The organism is Acetobacter malorum, from assembly GCF_001580615.1.
Taxonomy (GTDB): Bacteria; Pseudomonadota; Alphaproteobacteria; order Acetobacterales; family Acetobacteraceae; genus Acetobacter; species Acetobacter malorum.
Window position 1 is genome coordinate 138,541 of the sequence record NZ_LHZC01000054.1, and the last position, 24,436, is coordinate 162,976.

Sequence of the window (24,436 nt, forward strand, 5' to 3'; positions counted from 1 at the left end):
TGTATATGGAAAACATTCTGATTACGCGGTCTTCTTATGCGCCCGCCTCTCTCAAACAACAGCCGCCACGGAGGTTTTGCTCCGTCGGCTTTGTCTTGAGCATTCCGTGCAAAGGAACCATGCAGGAAACCGCATGAGAACTTCTGTCGTTTCTGCCATAGTTGCCGCACGCAAAATGACAGGGACTCGCAGAATGACCACGCAGCAGACCATTGGATTTATTGGCTTTGGCGCCATGGCCAGCCGGATGGGGGACAATCTCAAAAAAGCCGGATACGCTCTGGTTGCCTACACGCCCTCCGGCAAAGGCGGTGACGGCTCCACGCCCTTCCTGCCCTCTGCTGCCGAGGTTGCAAAAAAAGCAGACATCGTCCTCGTCTGCGTGCCGGATGATGAAGCCCTTGCCGCCGCCATGTATGGCGAGAGCGGCGCACTGGCGGGCATGCATGAAAACCAGCTTTTGCTGAACACCAGCTCCGTCTCCCCCGAAGCCACGGATGCCCTGCAGAAAGCCGGGGAAGAAAAAGGCATCAGCGTGATTGACTGCCCCGTCTCCGGCAGCACGCCGGAAGCAGAAGCCGGAGCACTGGTTGTGCTGGCGGGCGGTGATGACGCCCTGATTGCCCGCGCCCAGCCTGTCTTTGACTGTATTGGCAAAACCACCGTGCACGCAGGGCCGTCCGGTAGTGGTGCACGGCTGAAGCTGGTGATTAACGGCGTTATGGGCGCAGGTCTGGCCGCTGTGGCGGAAACCATTGCTTATGGTCTGGCCGCCGGGCTGGACCGTTCCATGCTGTTTGATGCGCTGGGCGAGGTTGCCGTTATTTCCCCGCACCACAAACGCAAAATTCGTGCGGCCAAGGATGGTGATTTCACCCCGCAGTTCCCCACCCGCCTGATGCAAAAAGACATGCGCTTGCTGCTGGATGCCGGGGCACGTCTGGCTGTGCCCATGCCCACCATGGCCGCAACCACGCAGCAACTCTCTCTGACGCGCCGCGCAGCCGCGAACGAGGATTACTCTGCGCTGATTGGCGTAATGGAACACATCGTCGCCAACGATGCTTGAGGGCTCTGCCCCGCAGCAAAACGCCCGCTCCCTTGCCGACCTCCGCAATATCGGCAAGGCGGCGCTGGCGGATTTTGCCGTGCTGGGTATTCACACGGTGCAGCAACTTGCTGAGCAGGAGCCAGATGCTCTGTATTTGGCGCTCTGCCAGAAAACTCGGCAACGGCATGACCCGTGCGTGTATGACGTCTTCGCCGCCGCCATCCATCAGGCCCGCACCGGAGAGGGGCGAAACTGGTGGAGCTTCACGCCAGATCGCAAAACGCGTCAGCAGAACGGGACCTTTCCCGTTTATGAGGCTGCCGCACCAGAACGTTGAAAGACGCGCGTAGCTTTCCATCCTGCGTGCATAACAGCCAGCCGGTCTCCCAGCCCTCGGGGCAGACCGGCCTGCGTGCTCCCCCGTTTCAGATCGCGCTCAGCCAGAATGGCAGGGAGGGCGGCTAGTCGGGCAGAAGACGGGAGAGAGGCTGTATCACAGGCGCTCAGGAAGGCGTTGCCTTCCCCCCGCAGTCCGGCTTCATCCCCCGGAAACAGATAACGCCCGCTTTGTTGCAAACGGGGCCAGTGCCGCAGCATGGCCCCGGCACCATAGGCCGCGCCACAGGCTTCCAGCCGGGCAAGCACACCCGCATCCCGCACGCCCAATGCTTCCCCCACAGCGCGCTGCAAACCACCAGCGCCATCCAGCATCATCTTTCGCCAGGCACTCACCTCAGGCTGCGGGTCCAGCTCCGCCTCTCGTGCGGCGAGAATGCGTAACAGCGTCTCCCGACACAACACACCGCGCTCCAGAGCCAACAGAAGCGGAGGAGCAAGCTCATGGTCCGGCGTTCGTGCCCCCTCCAGCACGTCCCGCCACCACTGGAGCCTGATCAGCCCCGCCATGGGGCCAGCTATTGCCGCAGAGCGGGCGGGGGCAAGCGCACGGGTCAGTTCCGTATGGAACGCCAGCAGCACCTCCACATCGGGGCGGACAGACGCTGGCAGAAAACGCGCGCACAAAGCCCGGTCCGGGTCAGCACGCCGCACAGCGTCTTCCAGATCGGCCGCCTTCAAAGCGCCTTCCTGCCGCATGTCCTGCCCGTCTTTTTTCATGCTGCCCCTTTTCGCTCCTTTACCCATCCGGACCGTCACCGGCTTCTACCGGGCATCTGCCGCTCCCCCTGCACCAGCACAGGCAACACCCACAATCTGGCTCCCCCAAAGGGGCGTGAAGGATCTTTTTCCCGCGTGCGACGTTAACGGCAAAGACGGGGCGGCAGGGACAACACTGTGTGACCGGGCTGACAGAAAGCAACATTGTCACACCCCACTCCCTTGACGCATCTGCCGCCGCCCCATAGCTCTGGATCATGGCGCATGGTCGCCCGCTTTTACCTTTATGGAGTATGTCATGGCTTTTGAACTGCCAGCCCTTCCCTATTCCTACAACGCTCTTGCCGCACGCGGCATGTGCCAGGAAACGCTTGAACTGCATCATGACAAGCACCATCAGGCTTATGTCACGGCTCTGAACAATTTTGTTGAAGCCAACCCCGCTCTGCAGGGCAAGTCTCTCGACGAAATCATTCTGGCTGTTAAAGGCGACAGCGCTCAGGCTCCCGTGTTCAACAATGCGGGTCAGCATTGGAACCATATCCTGTTCTGGCAGAACCTCTCCTCTGCTGGCGGTGCGATTCCGGACAAGCTGGCTGCAAAAATCAACGGTGACTTCGGCAGCGTTGATGCCTTCAAGGACCAGTTCAAAAAGGCAGCGGCCTCTCAGTTCGGTTCAGGCTGGGCATGGCTGGTTCTGGGTCAGGACGGCAAGTTGGCCGTGACCAAAACCGCCAACGGCTCCAACCCGCTGGCTGAAGGTCAGGGCAAAGTGCTGCTCGGTCTGGATGTGTGGGAACACGCTTACTATCTGGACTTCCGCAACCGTCGTCCGGACTACATCACCAACTACCTGGACAAGCTGGCAAACTACGAGTTCGCTGAAGCTCAGCTGAACGCTGCCTGAGTTTTCCAAGCTCAGTCCGGAAAGAACGCCTCCCTCACCGGAGGCGTTTTTTTTGCCTGCTTGCCAGCAAAAAATAGCAGCCCTGCATCACCCCCTCTTGATTGTTGCAACAGATATTCCAATCTTTGTTAGCGAGAAAAGACCATGCCGCCATTGCCATAATGGGATGGAGACAAGGCCTTCAGTCGCCTGAGTAGAAGGGACAAGAGGGAAACGATGGATATCGCAAAATTTACAGAACGCTCTCGCGGTTTTTTGCAGGCCGCACAGACTATTGCCATTCGGGATTTTAACCAGCAGCTCACGCCGGAGCATTTGCTCAAGGCCATGCTGGATGATGAGGAAGGCGCTGCGTCCTCCCTTATTCGCGCCGCAGGTGGCGCGCCTGACGCGGTAAGAGCTGCTAATGAACAGGCTCTGGCCAAACTGCCCAAAGTACAGGGCGGCGGGGCTGGTCAGCCTTCTGCCACACCGGATCTGGTCCGTGTTCTGGATGCCGCCGAACAGGGCGCGCAGAAAGCCGGAGATTCCTTTGTGGCGCAGGACCGTCTGCTGGTGGCCATTGCCGCCTCCGACAGCCCTGCCGGTCGCGCTTTGAAAGAGAACGGTTCCACGCCCGACGCTCTGGACAAAGCCATCGCCACCATCCGCAAAGGACGCACTGTGACCAGCGAAAACGCTGAAGCCAATTTTGACGCTTTGAAGAAATATGCCCGCGATGTGACGGAAGTTGCTCAGGCAGGCAAGCTGGACCCCGTGATTGGCCGTGATGAAGAAATTCGTCGTGCCATTCAGGTTCTCGCCCGCCGGAGCAAAAATAACCCGGTTCTGATTGGTGAACCCGGCGTGGGTAAGACCGCCATTGTGGAAGGTTTGGCTCAGCGCATCGTCAATGGTGACGTGCCGGAAGCTCTGAAGAACAAAAAGCTGCTCTCGCTCGACATGGGCGCGCTGGTGGCGGGTGCGAAATATCGCGGTGAGTTTGAAGAGCGCCTGAAAGCTGTCCTGAAAGAAATTGAATCCGCCGAAGGTCAGGTCATTCTCTTTATTGATGAGATGCACACGCTGGTCGGCGCTGGCCGCACCGATGGCGCCATGGATGCGTCCAACCTCATTAAGCCGGAACTGGCACGCGGCACCCTGCACTGCATTGGCGCCACCACGCTGGATGAATACCGCAAATATATTGAGAAGGATGCCGCCCTCGCCCGGCGCTTCCAGCCGGTGTTTGTCGGTGAGCCTTCCGTAGCAGATACCATTTCCATCCTGCGCGGGATCAAGGAAAAGTACGAACTGCATCACGGCATCCGGATTACTGATGGCGCACTCGTTTCCGCTGCCACACTGTCCAACCGTTACATCACGGACCGTTTCCTGCCTGATAAAGCCATTGATCTGATTGACGAGGCCTCCAGCCGCCTGCGCATGCAGATTGACAGCAAGCCGGAAGAACTGGACGAACTCGACCGCCGCGTCATTCAGCTCAAAATTGAGCGTGAAGCCCTGCGCAAGGAAGATGACAGCGCCAGCAAGGACCGTCTGGAAGCCGTGGAAGCGGAACTGGCCGATCTGGAAGAAAAATCTGACGCCATGAGTGCGGCATGGCATGCGGAAAAAGACCGCGTGAATGCTGTCCAGAAGCTTCAGGAACAGCTGGATCAGGCAAAGTCCGAAGTTGAAGTTGCTCAGCGTAAAGGTGACCTCGGCAAAGCGTCCGAACTGATGTATGGCGTCATTCCCAACCTGCAGGCGCAGATTGATGAAGAAACGCAGAAATCTCAGTCTGACGCGGGGAAAAGCGGCCTCGTATCGGAAGCCGTGACGGATCAGGACGTCGCCTCCATTGTCTCCCGCTGGACGGGTGTGCCGGTGGACCGCATGCTGGAAGGCGAACGCGCCAAACTGCTGCGGATGGAAGATGACCTGCGGAAATCCGTGGTCGGTCAGGAAGCCGCTCTTAAAGCCGTGTCCAACGCGGTGCGTCGTGCCCGTGCCGGACTGCAGGACCCCAATCGCCCGATTGGCTCCTTCCTGTTCCTCGGCCCGACGGGTGTGGGTAAGACCGAGCTGACCAAGGCTCTGGCCCGCTTCCTGTTCGACGATGAGAAAGCTCTGCTGCGCGTCGACATGAGTGAATTCATGGAGAAGCACGCGGTTGCCCGTCTGATTGGTGCCCCTCCGGGTTACGTTGGGTATGAAGAAGGCGGTGTGCTGACAGAAGCCGTGCGGCGTCGGCCTTATCAGGTCATTCTGTTCGACGAAGTTGAAAAAGCGCATGAAGATGTCTTCAACATTCTTCTTCAGGTGCTGGACGATGGTCGTCTGACGGATGGTCAGGGTCGCACGGTGGACTTCCGCAACACCATTATTGTGCTGACCAGCAACCTCGGCTCCGATGTTCTGGCCCACCAGCCGGACGGTGAATCGACCGACATGGTGCAGGCACAGGTGATGAAGGTGGTGCGTGAGCACTTCCGTCCGGAATTCCTGAACCGCCTGGACGAAATCATCCTGTTCTCACGTCTGCAGAAAGCGGACATGACCAAGATTGTCGATATCCAGATGCGTCGCCTGCAGAACCTGCTGGATGATCGCAAGATCACCCTCACTCTGGATGATCTGGCCCACGCATGGCTGGCGAATGAAGGCTATGACCCTGTGTATGGTGCCCGTCCGTTGAAACGGGTTATCCAGCGCAGCCTGCAGAACCCGCTGGCGGAACTGCTGCTGCAGGGGACCATTCACGATGGCGAGAATGTCAAAGTTTCCGCCAATGGAGATGGCCTGCTCATCAACGGTCAGGAAGCCGCCGCGGCTCTTGCCTGATCGCCCTGCAAACAGGCACAACGGAACGGGAAGGCTCAGGCCTTCCCGTTTTTTATTGCGCGCATCACAAAGGGAGTTTCCTTATGGCAGAACCCAACTGGCTGATCTGGGCCCGCGAAATTCAGGGCATTTCTCAGACCGGCCTGACCTACGCCAAAGACCCTTTTGATAAAGAACGCTATGAAATGCTGCGCACCCTCGCCGCCCGGATGATGGCGGAAGGCAGCGGTCTCCCAGCCGGGAAAATTGAAACCATTTTTCAGGAACAGGCTGGCTACGCGACACCAAAACTGGAAGTGCGCGTCGGCGTGTTTGATAAAGACGGCCGCATCCTGATGGTGCGGGAAGTGCTGGACCAGAACAAATGGACCGTGCCCGGCGGCTGGACAGATGTGAACCTGACCGCCGCAGACTGCGCCGCCAAGGAAGTGTGGGAAGAAACCGGCTATACCGTCCGCATTACCAAACTCGCCATGGCGCTGGACCGCACCACTCAGGGCCACCAGCCCCCGGAAGCTTTTACCGTCACCAAGCTGTTTTTTCTGGGAGAACTGACAGGCGGCAGCCCCACCACCAGTATTGAAACCAGTGAAGTGCGTTTCTTCACCCATAATGAAATCCCGACGGATCTTTCAATAGGCCGGGTCCTCCCCCGCCAGATCGAACGCCTCTTCGCGCACCACGCGACCCCTACTCTGCCCACCGAGTTTGACTGACACGCCTCCTCTGTAATCGTGCTGTCTCGCATCGCCGCCCCCTCAATGCCTTCATGACGGCTGGGTGCCGGAGGTGCTAAACCATGCTTCCCTATTTTACCGAGACCCACCCTATGCCGAACCCGAACCCCCTGATCCTGTCCTTTGGAAGCATCAATATTGACGTTACCGCCCGGGCTGTCCGCTTGCCCCGCCCCGGCGAGACGGTGCACGGCGAAAGCTATGCCGTCATGCTCGGCGGCAAGGGCAGTAATCAGGCTGCCGCGGCAGGGCGACTGGCTGCGGGATCTGGCGTTCAGGTGGCTTTGGCCGGGCGTATCGGTCAGGACAGTTTTGGAACGCAGGCGCGCCGGGAACTGGAGCGCTTTGGCGTGGATCTTTCTCCATTGCGTGAAGATGCCGCACAGGCAACGGGCATTGCGCTGATTGGGATTGATGGCAGCGGCGAGAATTGCATCACAGTGGTCGGTGGCGCAAACATGGCCGTGGATGAGACCGACGTTACAGCCGCGTCGGAATGGCTGGAACGTGCCGCCGTTGTTTTATTCCAGCTTGAAGTGCCTCAGCAGGCCGTTCTGGCTGCTGCTCGTAAAGCAAGGGCGGCAGGCGCTCTGGTCGTGCTTGATCCTGCCCCCGCTCCGGAAAATGGCCTTCTGGATGCGCTCTGGCAGGAAATTGATATTCTTACGCCCAATGAAAGCGAGACGTTCCAGCTCACAGGTCTTCGGCCAGACACTGTGGAAGACGCCGCAAAGGCTGCTGACTTACTTTTGGCCAAAGGCGTGAAAGCGGTTCTGGTTAAAATGGGAAGCCGGGGTGTGTTCTGGCATGATGGAACGCAGAGCGGCCACAGTGCGCCCTTCCGCATCGAGCCTGTTGATACTGTGGCGGCTGGAGACTGCTTTAATGGAGGCCTCGCCTTCGCTCTGGCACAGAGGAAGCCTTTCCCAGAGGCTGTCCGTATAGCGTCTGCCTGCGGCGCGCTGGCCACAACCCGCCATGGCGCGGCTGATGCGGCCCCCGAATGGGAGGCTGTCGCCGCGTTAATGGCGGCCCAGCCGGCGGCGTAAACCCGGCTAGCTGCTATTTCCTTAGGGAACTGTGCCGAACGTCTCACGCTCGCGATAGGCTAACTGCCCCAACAGAGCGACAAGCGTTTTAGCACAGTGCCCGTCCGGGTCTTTCTCCGGATCATAAATGGAAACTGTCATTCCCAGACAGCGTCTGTCAGAAACCAGTGGATTGAGAAGTGACACCATATCAGCCACTGACAGCCCCGGTGAGCCGGGGCAATCAACGGCGGGCATGACGACCTGATCCAGCACATCGACATCAAAATGAATCCAGAACCCAGCCGCTGAGTGTGAGCTCAGAAGAGCTTGAATTTTTGCGGAGGCCGCCGCTACGCCGATCTTTTGGAAGTCAAAAATATCAATCTGTGTGATGGTGGTGCGGGCAATATCCGGCCATGCAAAATCGGCGTCATGGCTTTCCCGCTCACCAATCTGAATAACATGGTCATCCTGCACCAATGGGCCTTCGATATCAGGCCATTGAGTCAGAAAGGGTTCACCGCGCCCTGTGGCCAGGGCGAGATCCATTCCGGCAACCCCGCTCATAACCCGGCTGGCATCATAATTCCCCGGATGCCGAAAATCGCTATGTCCATCAAAATGAATAAGAGACAGCGGGCCGTTTTGCCGCGCACCCGCAAGCGCCCCGAGAAGAATCGAGCAATCGCCACCCAGCACCAGAGCAAAGATCCCGTTCCGGACACTCTGCGCCACACGCTCCGCAAGAGTCAGACTGAAGGCGCGGATCGCGTAGCCGTTTCGGATAAGTGTTCCCGCAGGCGGCACCGGGCAATATTGGGGGCGCGGTAGCGTCAGGATGGAAGCCTCAGCGCCCAAAGCCTCCGCCAGTCCGGCAGCCATCAGCACCTCCGGCGCACGCCACGTTCCCGGTTCATGGCCCGGAGAAAGCGGGCTCAGGCCAAGATTTGTGGGCGCCAGAATAACATCCATCTTAGGCCGCCTCCCGCATGAACCCCTGAAAATATTACGGAAAAAGAATGGTCAGACAAGATGATAAAAAACGGTCAGGCTCATACAGACCCTGACCGTTTTCAAACCGTCCATACTGCTGAAAATTTTACGCCAGCAGCGGTTCAACCTGTTTGAACAGCATTTCAAACCGCGCGCGGTCTTCTGCTTTGATGCGTACGGTAATGTTGGCCCCGCTTTCATCATCCATGCGGTTCAGCACTTCCCCGTGCTGATAAAGCCATGCAGATGCCGCGCCGTCAGACAGCGGCACGCGGTAGCGCACCTCTTCCATAGTGGCTGTCATTTGCTGGTCGATCAGCGCTAACAGTTCCGGCAGGCCGTCTCCGGTTATAGCGGAAATACCGATAGCATCACCCAGCTGCGCCAGCTCTTCCGGGCCGCCCAGCAGGTCAACCTTGTTCAGCACTTCAATCATGCGGCCAGACCAGTCCGGCTCAATCATGTTATCCCGCGCCATGCCTTCCAGAACGTGGAACACATCCTTTTTCTGGGCAGCACTATCCGGGTGCGCAATGTCCCGCACATGCAGAATGATGTCGGCTTCCGCTACTTCTTCCAGCGTGGCGCGGAAGGCGGCAATCAGTTCCGTTGGCAGATCACTGATGAACCCCACCGTGTCCGACAGGATAACCCGGCGGCCAGATGGCAGCGTGATTGCCCGCATTGTCGGGTCCAGCGTCGCAAACAGCTGATCTTTTGCGTAAACCGTCGCCCCCGTCAGCGCATTAAACAAGGTCGATTTGCCTGCGTTGGTGTAGCCAACCAGAGCCACCACCGGGAACGGCACCCGCTTACGCGCCTGCCGATGCAGCCCACGTGTGCGGCGCACCTGCTCCAGATCTTTCTTGAGGCGGACAATCCGGTCACCAATCATCCGGCGGTCAGCCTCAATCTGTGTTTCACCCGGACCACCAAGGAAGCCGAAGCCCCCGCGCTGACGTTCCAGATGGGTCCACAACCGCACAAGCCGGGAGCGCTGATATTCCAGATGTGCCAGCTCGACCTGAAGGGTCCCTTCCTTCGTCGCAGCGCGTGCGCCGAAGATGTCCAGAATCAGGCCGGTCCGGTCAATCACCTTACAGCCAAACTCGGTTTCCAGATTACGCTGCTGGGCGGGGCTGAGGCGGGCATCCACCACCAGCACATCAATTTTTTCCGCCTGAACGGCAATTTTGAGCGAATCGACCTGCCCTTTACCCAGCAGGGTTGCGGAGCGTCTGGTCCGCAGCAGTAACGTCGCCTGTAAAACAATCACCAGCCCGATGGAGGCTGCCAGACCAACAGCCTCTTCCAGCCGGGCCTCCGCAGCCCTTACATCCTGGTCATGGGCAGACTTTTCCCAGGGGAGAATAACCGCGCCACGCGTGGCAACGGGTTTTGTATCAGATAAAATCGTCGCCAAGTGTGGGCTCTCTGTCTGTCTGAGCACCAGAATTTGGCGCTTCAAAGATATTGATAGGCACAGTCGGCATGACTGTGCTGATGGCGTGCTTGTAAATCAGCTGTGTATGCTCATCGCGTTTCAGCAAAACGGCGGCATCATCAAACCACGTAATATTGCCCTGCAATTTTACGCCATTCACAAGAAAAACTGTCACAGATGAGCGCGAACGGCGAATCTGACTCAGAAACGCATCCTGCACATTGTATCCGGTGTCCTTATCCACGATGGGAGGCCCTATTCTCATTTTTTGTTACAGCCGGACGATGGCTTGCAGTAACACTGCAAACACGTCAGCCGACCCCTCGTTCCTCGGACGTTACACCAAGCTGCTTCAGTTTGCGATGCAGGGCACTGCGTTCCATGCCAACAAATATTGCTGTTCGGCTGATATTGCCCCCAAAACGGAGCAGCTGGGCCTGCAAGTACTGCGTTTCGAACATATCTCGCGCCTCGCGCAGCGGCAGGCTCATGACATCAGCCGAGGCGTCGAACTTCAGCAAAGCCGGAGCACCCTCCCCCAGAGTGGACGGCAGCATTTCCGCACGGATGGGCTCAACACTGTTGCCCGGCATCATAATCAGCACGCGTTCCATCAGGTTACGCAGTTCACGCGCATTGCCCGGCCAGTCATACGCCTGCAGGGCGGCAACGGCATCGGCCGAGAGTTCCCGCTGGGGCAGACCAGCCATCTCCGCAGCACGACGCAAAAACAGTTCTGCAAGGCCCGGAATATCATCCCGCCGTTCCCGCAGGCCGGGCAGACGGAGCGGGACAACCGCAAGCCGGTAATACAGATCTTCCCGGAACCGCCCGGCCATAATCTCGGCCTGCAAATCCCGGTTGGTGGTGGCCAGAACGCGGACATCCACTTTCACGCGGGTTGAGCCACCAAGGCGTTCAAACGTCTGGTCCTGCAGGGCGCGCACAATCTTGCCCTGCGTTTCCAGCGGCATATCGGCCACTTCATCCAGCACCAGAGTGCCACCATGCGCGCGCTCCAGCACACCGGTGCGCCGGCCCGTGCCATCAGGCGCGCCTTCCAGCCCGAACAGTTCTTCCTCAAACCGGTTTGGCGCAAGAATGGCGCAGTTCAGCGCCACAAACGGCCCATCTGTCCGGCGGGAGCGCGCATGGATCATGCGGGCCGCCACTTCCTTGCCGGAACCGGGGCCACCCGTAATCAGCACGCGGGACCCCGTGGGAGCCACACGCTCAATCTGGCCACGCACCGCTGTGATCAGGGCGCTATTGCCAAACAGCTCCGTGTCCTGCCCGGCACGCAGGCGCAGTTCCTCATTTTCTCTGGCCAGACGGGAGGCTTCCAGCGCCCGCCGCACCACAACCAGCAGGCGGTCTGCCTGAAATGGCTTTTCAATAAAATCATACGCGCCGTGCTGAAGGGCCGCCACGGCGGTTTCAATCGTCCCATGCCCGGAAATCATGATGACCGGCACAGACGGTTCTTCCGCGTGCAGGACATTCAGAATGCCCAGCCCGTCAAGCTGGGAGTCCCGCAACCAGACATCCAGAATGACCAGAGACGGCCTGCGGGCCCGGAATGCGGCTATGGCTGCATCAGATGTCGCAGCAACCCGTGTTTCGTAACCCTCATCTTCAAGAATGCCCTCAATGAGCATCCGGATATCGGGCTCATCATCAACAATCAGGATTTCATGAGCCATGGTCGTCCTTCATCGGCAAAATCAGAATAGCCACAGTTCCTGTTTCCTCCGCCCTGTCTTGCAGACGCACCGCACCCCCATGGTCTTCCATAATCTTTTTAACAATGGCCAGACCAAGCCCGGTGCCCTTAGCCTTGTGCGTCACGTATGGCTCGGTCAACCGATGCCGGTCGCCCGAAGGCAGGCCAACGCCATTATCTGCAACAGAAATTTCGACGTTGCCTTCACTGTCCTTCAAATCAATCCATACCGCATTGGCTGTGTTTGAGCCATTTCCCTCAACATCACCCTGTTTTGCTGTCATGGCAATGGCATCCGCTGCATTCTGCAGCAGGTTGATCAACGCCTGGCTGATCAGCCGCCGGTCACACCGCACCACCGGCCCTCTGTCCGGCAGGCTGACGTGATAGGTAATTTCCGGGTGCGCATTACGCTGGAGCACCAGAACTTCCCGGATAATGCGGGAAAGATCCTCATTAGTCATGACCGGCTGCGGCATGCGGGCAAAGGCGGAGAACTCATCCACCATGCGCCCAATGTCGCCCACCTGCCGCACAATGGTATCCGCACACTGCGCAAATGTTTCCGGGTCCGACGTAATTTCCCGCAGGAAGCGCCGCTTGAGCCGCTCCGCCGCAAGCTGAATCGGGGTCAGCGGGTTTTTGATTTCATGCGCAATCCGCCGCGCCACATCCGCCCATGCGGCTTTCCGCTGGGCTTGCTGCAGGGCCGTGATGTCATCGAAGGTCATCACGTAGCCCTCCGTGACCGTCCCCCGCAGCTCTGCGCCAATCCGCACCAGCAGTATGCGCCGGCTGGTCTCCGGGCCAGTCTGCACTTCCCGCGTAATGACCTGATCCGGCACCGAGCGCACTTCGGCCAGCAGCTCGGCAAATTCCGGCACGCGGGTCGCCAGAGATTCGCCAATTGCATCCATCAGATCTGTTTGCAGCAGCAGGCAGGCAGCGCGGTTCGGCAGTTCAATCCGCTGCTCCACATCCAGCCCGATCACCCCGGCGGAAACACCGGACAGGACGGCTTCCGTAAACCGGCGCCGCTCATTGATCTGCCCATATGCCACCATCAATTCGGACCGCTGGCTGGCCAGCTGCTCCGTCATGCGGTTAAAGGCACGGGAAAGGCTCGTCACCTCATCATCCCGATTAGCCTCGGGCACATGCACGCCCAGATCGCCCTCACTAATCCGGCGCGCCGCCAGAATGAGCAGCCCCAGTGGCTTGGCAATCTGGTTGGCCAGCGCCAGACCAATCAGCGCGGCCGAGGCCAGCACCAGCAACGCCACCAGCGCAAAAATCATCACAAACGTCAGCTGGATTTTGGCCCGGTTCCCGTTCAGACGCCGGTAATCCGCAATCACTTTTTCCGTGCGGTGCATATGTTCCAGAATGGTGGGGTCCACCAGACGGGTAATCACCAGCATCAGCGCGGGGGTCTGGGAGAGCTCAACCACCGCCCGCACCGTGCGTTGGTCCGGAGAGTCCAGAATGGCCACATCATTGGAGCGTGCCAGCATGGTCGCAGCCGGAGGCGGCAGAGCCTGATCTCCGGCGCGGCTCATTAAGCCACCCGAAGCCACAATCTTGTTGGTAATGGGGTCATACACCAGCGCATCCGTCAGCCCGCGCATGGTGGCCTGACTGTCCAGCATCTCGCTCAGCGCATCGTGATCCTGCAGCAGATTCATGCCGCTGGCCGCCAGTTCGTTCTGTGCGCTCATGATGTAGTTGGACATGGAGAACGCATCGGTGCGGATATTGGCGTTATGTTCCGTCAGATATCCGCGGGAGGCCTCCATGGCTTCATTCAGCGCCGTATTCACCCGGTCGGAAAACCAGATCTGAATGCCGTAATGGAAAAACAGGGTGGCAAACACACCCACCACCAGCGTCGGCGCAACCGCCACAATCCCGAACAGTGTGACCAGCCGAACATGGAGTCTGGCCCCGGCCAGTCCTTTCCGATGCTCCACCAGCATCGGCCCTACGCGCATGGCCACGGCCAGCAGCAGCAGGCCCAGCACCAGACTGTTCAGCAACAACACCAGCGGTTCGATCACCGCGTAATGCCCAAAGGACATCCCGCCGGACAGCACCACAAAGGTTGCAAAGCCGAGGCACAGCGCCAGAGCGGCCAGCGTAAGAGCCACACTTTTCCGCTCCAGAGCCCGCAAGAGCCAATGGAACCGGGTACGGGCCAGAAGAGTGCTTAGTGAAGAGAGGAAGCGCTGCATAAAGGCAGGTTAGACCACACCGCGCACAACGGGAATTTCAAGCTCACGAATTTTTTTGCGCAGCGTATTCCGGTTCAGCCCCAGCATGGCCGCTGCCTTGATCTGATTTCCACGCGTTTCCTGCAATGTCATCTGAATAAGAGGTCGTTCCACCTCTGCAATCACACGCGCATACAGATCATGCAAGGGCATCCCTTCCCGCCCTGCGGTCAGATACCGCATGATGTGGCGGGAAATAGCATCGGACAGCGGTTCTTCCACCGCCGTTTTTTCCGCAATCACCTCATGCGCCAGCGGTTCGGCCAGTTCCGCATCAATCAGATCACTACTGATGGTTTCCTGCGGATAAAGGGCCACAATGCGCCGCATGAGGTTTTCAAGCTCACGCACATTCCCCGGCCAGCGCCAGGATTGCAGACGCGCCACGGCGGAGTCATCCAGTACCCGGCTCCCAGCCCCAGCCTCCCGGCTCTGCGCCAGAAAATGGCGGGCCAGCAGCGGAATATCCTCAAGCCGTTCCCGCAACGGCGGCAGACGCAGCGGCACAACATTCAGCCGGTAATACAAATCTTCCCGGAAAGTCCCTGCCCGGATAGCCTGCCGCAGGTCCCGATGCGTTGCGGCAATAATCCGCACATCCGCCCGAATGGGTGCGCGGCCACCCACGGTGGTAAATTCGCCTTCCTGCAACACGCGCAACAGCCGCGTCTGGGCTTCCGGCGGCATGTCACCAATTTCATCCAGAAACAGCGTGCCGCCCGTTGCCTGCTCAAAGCGGCCCGGGCTCCGGCCTGTCACAGCCCCTGGCACGCGCTCCTGCCCGAACAGTTCACTCTCAATCTGGTCACGCGGAATGGCGGCCATGTTTACGGCCACAAACGGGCCACCCCGCCTGCGCCCATATTCATGCAGTGCACGTGCAACCAGTTCCTTACCCGTCCCGCTCTCACCGCTAATCATCACAGTCAGGTCAGACGTCGTCAGGCGGGCGATGCTGCGATAAATCCCCTGCATGACCGGGGACTGACCAATCAGCGGCAGGCGTTCTTCCGGAGGCGAGGCCACCGCAGGCTTATCGGCCTCATGCGCCGGGGCTACCAGCGCGCGGGCCACAACGCTGAGCAGTTCCTTCAGGTCAAACGGCTTGGCCAGATATTCAAACGCACCACGCTGCGTGGCTTTAACCGCCGTCACCAGATTGGACTGCGCACTCATGACAATAATGCGCAGATCAGGCCGGGCCTGGCGGATACGCGGGATCAGATCCAGCCCGCTCCCATCCGGCATCACCACATCGGTGATGACCAGATCCCCTTCACCTTCCTCCACCCACTGCCAGAGCGTTGCGGCGTTAGGGGTGGACTGAACCTGATACCCGGCCCGCCCCAGCGCCTGCCCGAGCACGGTACGAATGGAACGATCATCATCAGCAACAAGAATAGTCGGCAAAGGTGTCATAGGGATCAGGTTACACTCAGATACGAAAAGATCATTACAAAAAAAGAACGAAGCTGTCAGATGCTTTCGTTGCCGTCCGGCACCACGGGTAGATACAGGCTGATTTCCGTGCGTCCGGGGCGGCTTTCCACTTCAACCACGCCGCCGTGGTCGTCCATAATCTTGCCAACAAGAGCCAGCCCCAGTCCGCTCCCGCTCATCTTGGTGCTGATGAAGGGTTCAAACAGATGCGGGCGGATGGTCTCTGAAATGCCCGGCCCCGTATCCCGCACCGTCACCACCAGCGGCAGATGCCGCCATTGCGAGGTGCCGGGCACAGCCAGGCGAATTCCGGGGCGGTAACTGGTGCTCAGCGTAATCTCACCCGGCTTTTCCGTTTCCCGGATTGCCTCAGCCGCGTTCTTGACCAGATTGAGCAACATCTGCACCAGTTGGTCCCGATTCCCCCAGACATGCGGCAAAGACGGATCATACCGTTCCACAATCCGCAGCCCCGCCGCACAGCCTTTGCTGGCCAGCAGGCGCACATGTTCCAGAACGCGATGAATATTGAGGGAGCGATAGTCCGCCGGGGCCTCATTAAACACGCCCATTCGCTCAACAAGCGCATCAATGCGATCCACTTCATCGCAGATCAGCGTCGCCAGTTCCTTGTCACTTTCCCCAACGGAATGCTCAAGAATCTGCGCGGCACCTTTAATGCCGGAAAGCGGATTCCGCACTTCATGCGCCAGCATTTCCGCCATGCCAGACACGCTGCGTGCTGCAGAGCGGAAGGCCAACTGGCGGTCCAGCGCCCGTGCGGCTGAAGAATCATGAAACGTCAGCAAAATGGAGCCGGGATAATCCAGCACATCCGCCCCCTGCACTGTCACCCCTTCGTGGTGAAAGCGCGGGCTGCTGAACACCAGTTCATGCTCGGTAATGGTGCCGCCTTCCTTGCGCACATGCTGCACAAGCAAAAAGACCGGATGGTCTTCCGGCACCAGTTCTTCCAGCGCACTCTGGCATAGCTGGTGGCGAGACGTCGCAAAGAACTCTTCCGCCGCTGCATTGGCAAAGCGCAGCCTGTTCGTAGGGCCAAGCTCCAGCACCGGCACCGGCAGACTGTCCAGCAGCAACCCGGCAGACGGGCTCCCGTCCTGAGGCAATACTGGGCGCTTCATGCAGCCTGTGTCATGCCGCGTGCGCCTGCGCATCGGCATGGCGGGAGGCACGAGGTTCGCGCACGGACTCGTCAGCAATCTGCTGATCGTAAAAATCGGAGATCATCGCAATGGCATCCGGCGCACAGTCCACGCGGTTCACAGCAGCCCGGAACCCGGCGGAATTCGGCAGGCCAGCAGAATACCAGGAGACGTGCTTGCGGGCCAGACGCAGGCCGGGGCGTTCCCCAAAATGCTCCAGCATCATTTTGTAATGCTCCAGCACAATGGCTTTTTCCGCTTCCAGCGTGGGGTCCGGCACTTCTTCGCCTGTGCGCAGAGCGTGCGCGACCTGCGCCAGAAACCACGGACGCCCGTAACACCCGCGCCCGATCATCACGCCATCCGCGCCGGACTGCGCCAGCGCTGTACGGGCATCATCCACCGTCAGAATATCGCCGTTAACAATCACCGGCAGGCCGACGGCTTCTTTCACATTCCGCACAAAGGCCCAGTCTGCCGTGCCGTTATAAAACTGCTGGCGTGTCCGACCGTGCACGGTGATCATGCGGATCCCGGCATCTTCCGCAATACGGGCCAGCACGGGCGCATTCAGGTGAGAATGGTCCCACCCCATCCGCATTTTTAGTGTCACCGGCACAGGAACCGCTTTCACCACGGCATCCAGCAGGCGGGCTGCCCCGACTTCATCACGCATCAGAGCAGAACCGGCCATCTGGCCAACCGCAACCTTCTTCACCGGGCAGCCAAAATTGATGTCGATCAGATCCGCGCCACGGCCCACGGCAATCCGGGCAGCTTCCGCCATGGCGTTCGGGTCACACCCGGCCAGCTGCACAGCATTCGGGCCACCGGCATCCGCCACTTCGGCCATCCGCAGGGTTGTGTCATTTTCCCGCACCATGGCCCAGGACGCGATCATCTCGGAGACCACAAGCCCAGCCCCCAGCTTCCGCGCCAGACGACGGAACGGCAGGTCTGTCACGCCGGACATGGGAGCAAGGATAACGGGCGTTTCCAGGCGCACACCGCCCAGATCAATCGGCCGCAATAACGGTTGCGTTTGCACAGTCTTTTCCACTTTGCCTATGATTTAGGCAGATATACGCATTTCCGATTCGGGAATCAATCTTTTATATCCGTAACGTTTTTAGCGTTTAAAGTTCCCGCACGTCCCTATTTTCAGGCCTTTTCCAGCAACTGACGCGCCAGAGCATTATGCTTCTCTGCCAGCAGCGCAGGGTCATGATTTACAAACTGGCCATCACGGATCAGCCAGCGCCCATTAACCATGGAATACGCAACACGCTGAGGCGAGCAAAACAGCAAAGCCGCAACCGGGTCAGACTGCGCGCCAGCATGGTCAATCCCGCGCAGATCAAACGCCACAACATCCGCCGCCATACCAGGGGCCAGATAGCCAATATCGTCACGCCCCAGCACCGCCGCACCGCCACGCGTGGCCAGTTCCAGCACTTCACGCGCCTGCATCATGGGCCGTCCGTCTTCTGTTTCCAGCAAACGCCCCAGCAGCATAGCCTGCCGGGCTTCCCGCAGCATGTGGCTGCCGTCATTGGACGCCGAGCCATCGACGCCCAGCCCAACCCGCATGCCGGACGCCACCATGCGCCGCACTGGCGCGATGCCGGATCCAAGCCGCATATTGGAACACGGGCAATGCGCCATTCCGGTATGCGTTGCGCCAAAACGGCTGATGCCTGCCTCATCCAGCTTGACGCAATGCGCGTGCCATACATCCGCGCCAACCCAGCCAACATCTTCGGCATATTCCGCTGGCGTCATGTTGAAGCGCTCACGGCTATACGCAATGTCACTGGCATTTTCGGCCAGATGCGTATGCAGCATGGTGCCGGTCGCGCGCGCCAGTCCGGCGGCCTCACGCATCAGATCCGGGCTGACAGAAAACGGTGAGCACGGCGCCACCACCACACGCTGCATGGCCAGTGGTTCAGGGTCATGAAACGCCTCAATCACCCGCTGCGTATCGGCCAGAATGGCGGCCTCATCCTCCACCACGCTATCGGGCGGCAGGCCCCCCTTGCTCTCCCCCACACTCATGGAGCCACGCGCCGCGTGAAACCGCATTCCCATCTCAGTGGCGGCCTCAATCTGATCCTCTAAGCGGCTCCCATTGGGAAACAGATAAAGATGATCACTGGTGGTGGTGCAACCGGACCATAAAAGCTCCGTCATAGCCGTGCAGGTAGAAACCCGGATCATTTCCGGCGTCAGACCGGCCCAGATTGGATAGAGCGCCTGCAACCAGCCAAACAGTGAGCTATCCTGCGCGGCAGGGATAACGCGGGTTAGCGTCTGATACATATGGTGGTGCGTGTTCACCATGCCGGGCATCACAACATGCCCGGTCATATCCTGCACCACGTCCGCCTGCGGCAACGGGTCTGAGGCTGCACCAAGAGCCACAATCTGCCGCCCGCGCACAAGCACCCATCCGCCTTCCAGCTCCTCGCGCTGGTCATTCATCGTCACAACACGGAGGGCATTTTTCAGCAGGATGGTCGCCATTGGTCTCTTTTCCAATCACTAAGGCAGAACATGAAAAAGGCCGCACATCAGCCTGATGCACGGCCTTTTACCAAAAACCTTATTCCAGAAGCGCTCAGAGCACTGCCGGATCAGGGCACCAGAACAGACACGGCCGCCGTGCAGGCAATGCCTTCTTCACGCCCCGTAAAGCCCAGACGTTCAGACGTGGTCGCTTTAACCGAAATCCAGCCAACATCCACTTCAAGCAGATCCGCCATCCGCTGGCGCATAGCCTGCGCATGCGGGCCAATTTTCGGACGTTCGCAAATGAGCGTCACATCGGCATTAATCAGCATGCCGCCACGTTCCCGAATACGCTGCCCGGCATGCACGAGGAAGCGCGCGCTGTCCGCATCTTTCCACTCGTTCTTGCTGGGCGGGAAATGGGTGCCAATGTCGCCTTCCGCCAGCGCGCCATAAATGGCGTCACACAGCGCATGAATGCCAACATCGGCGTCGGAATGGCCAGCCAGCCCCTTGGTGTGCGGCACGGTAATCCCGCAGAGGATCAGCGGACGGCCTTCTTCAAAAGCATGAACATCATACCCCAGCCCGACACGCGGCAGGAGAGTCGGACCAATCAGTCGTTCAAGGCGCACGAGGTCCTCCTCATAAGTCAGCTTGATGTTGTCTTCATCACCGGGCACCAGCGCCACGCTAAAGCCTGCCTCTTCCAGCAACTTCGCGTCATCCGTTGCCGTGGCAGACGCAGCGCCACGATGCAGATCTAAAAACAGCCCAAAGCGGAACCCCTGCGGTGTTTGCGCCCGGAAGAGATGATCACGCGGCACCGTCCCGGCAATCACACCCTTGTCTTCCCGCTTGAGCGTATCGGCAACCGGCACGGCAGGGATAGCGCCGGGGTGCTCAGCCAGAGCGGAGACAACATTCTGCAGCAGTTTGGCCGTCACGTAAGGACGCGCGCCATCATGCACCAGAACAAGATCGGGGCGCTCGGTCTCATGCAGAGCATCCAGCGCTTCCAGCCCGGCCAGCACACTGGCCTGACGGGTTGCGCCACCGGCCACAGGCGGCAGAACAGCAACGCCGTCCAGCGCCTGCGCCAGCATTTCGGGGTCACCCACCGGCTGCACACAGCTTACATGAGGCAAAAGGGCTTCCGCAGCGTGGCGGATAACCGGCTGGCCCGCCAGCATCACGTATTGCTTCGGCGTTGCAGACCCGCTGGTCGCGGCGTAACGGCTGCCTGTTCCGGCAGCCAGAAGAATGGCAGCTACTCGCATAGTCGGAGCAATGCTGCGGGAAGCCCGAGACGTCAAGGCACAAAATGCGCCTCACAGCCCTCAGTCTGCGCTGCACCTGCCTTATAAAAGCTGTTTGCTTTTAAAAATCTATCATCGGTCTTTTTATAAGAAGATGTTCCTGGCTTTATTCATGCAAATCCCATGAAGCATTCATCAGCATAGAAAAATTTATCCCTCGCTCTCAGAATAATGATATAGCTCAGGCCAATCAGATACCCTTATCAGGCCACACTTTTCTGCGGCTCAGACCAGAGAAACCATGAAAACACTTCTACTCACTTTTGAATGCCCTCCTGATGTCACCGGGGGCGGCCTGTGCACGTATGTTCAGGAATACATCAACGCAAAAATAGAACGGAGAGAACCGACCGTTATCCTGACGGCTGATTTCAACGTGCATGATGAAGTCTGCACGTATTTTGGCTGCGTCAAGGTGATCCGCTTCAACCCGTCCACCGGTGAGTCCTTTAAACATATGGGCCACTGGGCGGCCATGAGCTACGAATTCTCCAATCAGGTCAAAAAAATCATCACGGATGGTTTCAAACCGGACTGGCTTGAAGTGTGTGACGGTTTCGGTCTGGGTTATTTTACGCTCCAGAGAAAACTGTGCCTTGAAGCACCGTTTACAGACCTGAAAGTTCTGGTGACCGCCCATACACCCGTCACAATGATTGATGAATGGGACAAGAAAAATATCTATGAACTGCCAACATATTTCACAAAATATATGGAGCAGTTCTGCTTTCAGGCTGCAGACAAAGTCATTTCCCCCAGCGCCTTTCTGAAAAAGAAACTGCTTACGGAATTTCTGGAAAAAGATGTTCCGATTGATGTTGTGCCCAACCCTTACGAAAACCCCTCTACCAGTCTGGCTCCGAAAACAGAGACCAGCGATAACACGCAGGTTCAGGTTTACGACATCCCTGATTACGCCATTGCCTCCCGTGTTTGCTACTGGAAAGGCATAGAGCATGCGCTGGCGGGGTTTGACCTGTACTGGGCTAATGGTGGCCAGTCATCCTTGTACGTTTACGGTTCTGACACGCATTATTTCAAAAACAATAAATCCCTGACAGAAACGCTCAGCACCAAATACAGCAAATGGATTGAAAAAGGACTGCTCAAATTTGCAGGCTTAAAAGAACATTCCGAAATTCTCTTCATCAAAAAACATCTCAAGGCGCTCTTTCACCCGTCCCTGTTCGAAAATTATCCTTATTCCGTTATCGAACATATGGCGGAGGGTGGCCTTGTTGCCGCCTCTCTGAGTGGCGGACAGGCAGAACTCATCCGGAATGGAGAAAACGGTTTCCTGTTTGATCCGCACTCCCCAAAATCCATTCAGGATGCCATTCTGACAATTGATGCTCTGGACGATATGCAAAGCCGCTCCATTACGGACAATGCCATTCAGACCATTAAGGATACCTGCTCTTACGCAACCGTCATGACGCAGAAAGAACAGGTTCTGGCCACAGCCGAACAGAACGCACCTGGCTCTGCCTTCCCCTTCACATCCGGGAAAGAGTTGACCCATGCTGAAGCAAAAGATGGCTCAGCACTGACGGTTGTCATCCCGCACTACAATCTTGGCGCATTGCTAATTGAAGCCATTGAAAGCATCAAATTCAGCAGCCTGCAGGATATCAAAATCCTTGTCGTCGATGATGGCTCGACGGACAAAGAATCCGTCATTATTCTAAAAACTCTCGAAGCACGTTATACAAACCTGAAAGTTATCTACAAAAAGAACTCCGGCGTGGCGGAGACCCGCAATATCGGCGTCCAGAACGCCACGACAGACTATATCGCTCTTCTGGATGCCGATGACCTCGTCTGCGTCCCTTACTATGAAGCAGCCCTGAAGATCCTGAACCGTTACAGCAATGTCGGTTTTGTGGGTGCGTGGAATGAGGACTTCAACCAGCACGGGCGCCTCCGGCTCTGGCCGACCTTTAACCCTGAAGTCCCGCTCCAGATGATCATGAACACCACCAACTGTCAGGGGCTGGTTGTGCGGCGTGACGCCTACCTTGCTCACGGGCAGCATGACCCGAACCTCGGCATGTTCCTGGACGATTGGGAGTCAACCATTTCCATGGTCCTTAACGGCGTCCGCGGCGTGATGATCCCTCACCCGCTATTCAAATACCGTATCCGGGAAGACTCGATTTTCCGTGATAAATTCAGGATGTTTAACATCAACTATAATTATATTATTGATAAACATCAGACACAGTTATCAGGCTGCTATGGCGAGATGATCAAATTCCTGAACGCCAATGGCCCCAATACGCAGTATCACAACCCAACGATCCCATCAGCAAACAATACCCACCACACATCTGCTCCAGCTCCGGCCGCTCAGCACGAGGGAGGCAGGCTGGTTCAGCTGGTGCACAAATATTATGACAGCGTGAACCAGCCCGGACCCATTCGGAATATTCGGATGGGACTGCGCAAGCTTGGCGCAGGTCAATTGGCTGCTCATTTTCGAAAATAAGCGCTTTCTTGCCCGAGGACGATCCTTAAGCAGCGTCCTCGGGAAATGCTCATTTCATCGCTACATTCGTTTTCATGGGCAGAAAAATTCTGTCCATGAAAATTGATTTCTAGGGTGTCTTGTTTTCAGTCTACAGGCCTATTTTACGATCACTTTACGCACCATCCGCAGCACAACCCCAAACATCGGCAAGCGGAATATGCTGTAATATTTCTCCCCCACACGATGCAGGCGAGATGATTGAATTTTTTCAAGCTCCTGACGCACCTGATCAAATTCAGAAACTTTACAGGATATCTCCTGATCCTTATCTGAAATTTCCTGCTCAAGGTGACGTATATACTCTATAAGATCAGTCCGCTTTTTTATTTCTGTCTCTTTTTCTGCAGAGATCTCATTCAATTGTCCCTGCAATTTTTCCAGACGGGACAGAAGAGCGTCATTCTGACGAAGAACAATTGTGCGTTGCTCCCACTCGGCCTGCCGATCGAGATTAATTCTTTTAACCGTCTCCCGAAGTAACTGAACTTCTGCACGTTCACCCTGTTCTGCCAGAGTATAATCTGACGTGCGATCTTCAAACGTAACCGTCGGAAAGCGGTGCAGAGTATAATCAAAAATTGCTTTAATTTTAAAATAACTTGAAGGCTCAAGTTTAACATTCCGCCCAATTAACGCAGCCAGAACAGCCATATGGAGGCGATCAGTCTCAACGCATTCAAACTGATTCATTAATCCAGCAACAGCACGAAGAGGTTTCACGCACTGTTCGACTGTCGACCACTGGATGTCATTAAACAACAGCGGCAAATCGACAGAATCACGAGGAGGCGTTTTGCGTCCACCCTCTTCATCAAGCCGAAAAATTTTGAGAACTGGATAATGACTTTCAATTTCCAGATCAGAGAAATGCTCTTCTTTGGTATAAAACGCCAAATCCGGACAAACGAATATCTGGCTTTCTGGCAGCCCTTGACGAAGTAGCTCGTCATAACTCCGCTGTTCACGGCAGAAAATTGTTACCTGATCTGCATAAGGAACAAATTCAGCCCCCAAGCCTGAAAAACTTGTCGGAAGAATGAGTAACTGCCCACCATTTTGAAGGAAGGCGAGTGTCTGCTCAAGGTAGGTTTCCCACATCCCCTTAACCCAGCCGCCGCTCCCGCCCATCACAATATGGGTGTAGCCAGAAAAAGCCTCTTTATGCCGGCCCTGAATACGTTTGGGGTCCCATCCCAGATCCGCAAACAGGTCAAGCGTCCCTAACGCAATCAGCCCGTCGCCAAGGTTGCCATAACCTGGATAGAAAACTGCCCCGTTATCTGCAAAGCGCTTCAAGGATTCAATAAAAGACGAATTCTCTCGAATTTCTGCACGAACAGCTTGCCTGATATTTTTATAATTTTCATCCATT

General features: G+C 57.5%; 19 protein-coding genes. 7 read left to right on the plus strand and 12 right to left on the minus strand.

Annotated features, from left to right (window positions below; all coding sequences use genetic code 11):
- The first annotated feature begins 175 nt into the window (after positions 1–175).
- Together AD930_RS12395 and AD930_RS12400 are read left to right on the plus strand one after the other, a co-directional pair.
- Positions 176–1,069 (plus strand): NAD(P)-dependent oxidoreductase, encoded by an 894-nt coding sequence (locus AD930_RS12395; protein ID WP_244150579.1) that lies wholly within the window; start codon positions 176–178, stop codon positions 1,067–1,069.
- Positions 1,062–1,388: a helix-hairpin-helix domain-containing protein gene (locus AD930_RS12400; RefSeq protein WP_061506481.1), complete on the plus strand. Its 327-nt coding sequence runs from the start codon at positions 1,062–1,064 to the stop codon at positions 1,386–1,388. The genes AD930_RS12395 and AD930_RS12400 overlap by 8 nt, the downstream gene beginning before the upstream one ends.
- On the opposite strand, the gene AD930_RS12405 is transcribed toward AD930_RS12400, so the two are convergent.
- Positions 1,361–2,167 carry a squalene/phytoene synthase family protein gene (locus AD930_RS12405; RefSeq protein WP_061506482.1) on the minus strand — a complete coding sequence of 269 codons (807 nt, stop codon included), beginning with the start codon at positions 2,165–2,167 and terminating at the stop codon, positions 1,361–1,363. The two genes, AD930_RS12400 and AD930_RS12405, sit on opposite strands and share 28 nt — an antisense overlap.
- Before the next feature lie 298 nt (positions 2,168–2,465).
- Here AD930_RS12405 and AD930_RS12410 point away from each other — a divergent pair, with 298 nt between their 5' ends.
- The 4 genes from AD930_RS12410 to AD930_RS12425 all read left to right on the plus strand — a co-directional run bounded on the left by AD930_RS12410 (position 2,466) and on the right by AD930_RS12425 (position 7,686).
- The gene (locus AD930_RS12410) at positions 2,466–3,074 is read left to right on the plus strand and encodes a superoxide dismutase (protein WP_043550728.1); all 609 of its coding nucleotides are present in this window, start codon (positions 2,466–2,468) and stop codon (positions 3,072–3,074) included.
- Positions 3,075–3,290: 216 nt separating this feature from the next.
- On the plus strand, positions 3,291–5,900 hold the full coding sequence (gene clpB, locus AD930_RS12415; RefSeq protein ID WP_061506483.1) for an ATP-dependent chaperone ClpB: 2,610 nt from the start codon (positions 3,291–3,293) through the stop codon (positions 5,898–5,900).
- Positions 5,901–5,983: 83 nt separating this feature from the next.
- Positions 5,984–6,616 (plus strand): NUDIX hydrolase, encoded by a 633-nt coding sequence (locus tag AD930_RS12420; RefSeq protein WP_061506484.1) that lies wholly within the window; start codon positions 5,984–5,986, stop codon positions 6,614–6,616.
- 113 nt (positions 6,617–6,729) lie between these two features.
- On the plus strand, positions 6,730–7,686 hold the full coding sequence (locus AD930_RS12425; protein ID WP_061506571.1) for a ribokinase: 957 nt from the start codon (positions 6,730–6,732) through the stop codon (positions 7,684–7,686).
- 21 nt (positions 7,687–7,707) lie between these two features.
- Here AD930_RS12425 and AD930_RS12430 read toward each other — a convergent pair whose 3' ends face one another.
- The 10 genes from AD930_RS12430 to ispF all read right to left on the minus strand — a co-directional run bounded on the left by AD930_RS12430 (position 7,708) and on the right by ispF (position 20,495).
- Entirely contained in the window at positions 7,708–8,640 is a 933-nt protein-coding gene (locus AD930_RS12430) for an arginase family protein (protein WP_061506485.1), read from the minus strand.
- 127 nt (positions 8,641–8,767) lie between these two features.
- Positions 8,768–10,111 carry a GTPase HflX gene (gene hflX / locus AD930_RS12435; RefSeq protein WP_208598608.1) on the minus strand — a complete coding sequence of 448 codons (1,344 nt, stop codon included), beginning with the start codon at positions 10,109–10,111 and terminating at the stop codon, positions 8,768–8,770.
- Positions 10,065–10,349, minus strand: coding sequence for an RNA chaperone Hfq (gene hfq / locus AD930_RS12440; RefSeq protein ID WP_043550541.1), 285 nt, complete (start codon positions 10,347–10,349; stop codon positions 10,065–10,067). The genes hflX and hfq overlap by 47 nt, the downstream gene beginning before the upstream one ends.
- A gap of 67 nt (positions 10,350–10,416) precedes the next feature.
- Entirely contained in the window at positions 10,417–11,808 is a 1,392-nt protein-coding gene (gene ntrX / locus AD930_RS12445; protein ID WP_061491289.1) for a nitrogen assimilation response regulator NtrX, read from the minus strand.
- Positions 11,798–14,059 carry a sensor histidine kinase NtrY-like gene (locus AD930_RS12450; protein ID WP_061506487.1) on the minus strand — a complete coding sequence of 754 codons (2,262 nt, stop codon included), beginning with the start codon at positions 14,057–14,059 and terminating at the stop codon, positions 11,798–11,800. Before AD930_RS12450 ends, ntrX begins: the two co-directional genes overlap by 11 nt.
- A gap of 9 nt (positions 14,060–14,068) precedes the next feature.
- Entirely contained in the window at positions 14,069–15,517 is a 1,449-nt protein-coding gene (gene ntrC / locus AD930_RS12455; RefSeq protein WP_043550536.1) for a nitrogen regulation protein NR(I), read from the minus strand.
- Positions 15,518–15,573: 56 nt separating this feature from the next.
- On the minus strand, positions 15,574–16,683 hold the full coding sequence (locus tag AD930_RS12460; protein WP_061506488.1) for a two-component system sensor histidine kinase NtrB: 1,110 nt from the start codon (positions 16,681–16,683) through the stop codon (positions 15,574–15,576).
- A 10-nt stretch (positions 16,684–16,693) separates the two neighbouring features.
- Positions 16,694–17,752, minus strand: coding sequence for a tRNA dihydrouridine synthase DusB (dusB, locus tag AD930_RS12465; protein WP_061506489.1), 1,059 nt, complete (start codon positions 17,750–17,752; stop codon positions 16,694–16,696).
- 113 nt (positions 17,753–17,865) lie between these two features.
- Complete coding sequence (locus AD930_RS12470; RefSeq protein ID WP_082781865.1) at positions 17,866–19,230, minus strand: 8-oxoguanine deaminase; 1,365 nt, start codon at positions 19,228–19,230, stop codon at positions 17,866–17,868.
- Between the two features lie 110 nt (positions 19,231–19,340).
- A complete protein-coding gene (gene ispF / locus AD930_RS12475; protein WP_061506490.1) occupies positions 19,341–20,495 on the minus strand; it encodes a 2-C-methyl-D-erythritol 2,4-cyclodiphosphate synthase in 1,155 nt (384 codons plus the stop codon).
- Between the two features lie 280 nt (positions 20,496–20,775).
- On the opposite strand from ispF, the gene AD930_RS12480 reads away from it, so the two are divergent.
- Positions 20,776–23,022, plus strand: a complete 2,247-nt coding sequence (locus tag AD930_RS12480; protein ID WP_061506491.1) for a glycosyltransferase — start codon at positions 20,776–20,778, stop codon at positions 23,020–23,022.
- A 138-nt stretch (positions 23,023–23,160) separates the two neighbouring features.
- On the opposite strand, the gene AD930_RS12485 is transcribed toward AD930_RS12480, so the two are convergent.
- Positions 23,161–24,435 (minus strand): polysaccharide pyruvyl transferase family protein, encoded by a 1,275-nt coding sequence (locus tag AD930_RS12485; protein WP_167375188.1) that lies wholly within the window; start codon positions 24,433–24,435, stop codon positions 23,161–23,163.
- Position 24,436 lies beyond the last annotated feature (1 nt).

What these genes read in the sequence shown, in the direction of transcription:
- AD930_RS12450 (WP_061506487.1), bottom strand. Translation starts at nt 14,059, where the DNA reads ATGCAGCGCTTCCTCTCTTCACTAAGCACTCTTCTGGCCCGTACCCGG.
- AD930_RS12395 (WP_244150579.1), top strand. Translation starts at nt 176, where the DNA reads ATGACAGGGACTCGCAGAATGACCACGCAGCAGACCATTGGATTTATT.
- AD930_RS12460 (WP_061506488.1), bottom strand. Translation starts at nt 16,683, where the DNA reads ATGAAGCGCCCAGTATTGCCTCAGGACGGGAGCCCGTCTGCCGGGTTG.
- AD930_RS12485 (WP_167375188.1), bottom strand. Translation starts at nt 24,435, where the DNA reads ATGGATGAAAATTATAAAAATATCAGGCAAGCTGTTCGTGCAGAAATT.
- AD930_RS12410 (WP_043550728.1), top strand. Translation starts at nt 2,466, where the DNA reads ATGGCTTTTGAACTGCCAGCCCTTCCCTATTCCTACAACGCTCTTGCC.
- ntrX (WP_061491289.1), bottom strand. Translation starts at nt 11,808, where the DNA reads ATGGCTCATGAAATCCTGATTGTTGATGATGAGCCCGATATCCGGATG.
- AD930_RS12400 (WP_061506481.1), top strand. Translation starts at nt 1,062, where the DNA reads ATGCTTGAGGGCTCTGCCCCGCAGCAAAACGCCCGCTCCCTTGCCGAC.
- ntrC (WP_043550536.1), bottom strand. Translation starts at nt 15,517, where the DNA reads ATGACACCTTTGCCGACTATTCTTGTTGCTGATGATGATCGTTCCATT.
- AD930_RS12480 (WP_061506491.1), top strand. Translation starts at nt 20,776, where the DNA reads ATGAAAACACTTCTACTCACTTTTGAATGCCCTCCTGATGTCACCGGG.
- AD930_RS12420 (WP_061506484.1), top strand. Translation starts at nt 5,984, where the DNA reads ATGGCAGAACCCAACTGGCTGATCTGGGCCCGCGAAATTCAGGGCATT.
- AD930_RS12405 (WP_061506482.1), bottom strand. Translation starts at nt 2,167, where the DNA reads ATGAAAAAAGACGGGCAGGACATGCGGCAGGAAGGCGCTTTGAAGGCG.
- AD930_RS12425 (WP_061506571.1), top strand. Translation starts at nt 6,730, where the DNA reads ATGCCGAACCCGAACCCCCTGATCCTGTCCTTTGGAAGCATCAATATT.
- AD930_RS12430 (WP_061506485.1), bottom strand. Translation starts at nt 8,640, where the DNA reads ATGGATGTTATTCTGGCGCCCACAAATCTTGGCCTGAGCCCGCTTTCT.
- AD930_RS12470 (WP_082781865.1), bottom strand. Translation starts at nt 19,230, where the DNA reads ATGGCGACCATCCTGCTGAAAAATGCCCTCCGTGTTGTGACGATGAAT.
- ispF (WP_061506490.1), bottom strand. Translation starts at nt 20,495, where the DNA reads ATGCGAGTAGCTGCCATTCTTCTGGCTGCCGGAACAGGCAGCCGTTAC.
- clpB (WP_061506483.1), top strand. Translation starts at nt 3,291, where the DNA reads ATGGATATCGCAAAATTTACAGAACGCTCTCGCGGTTTTTTGCAGGCC.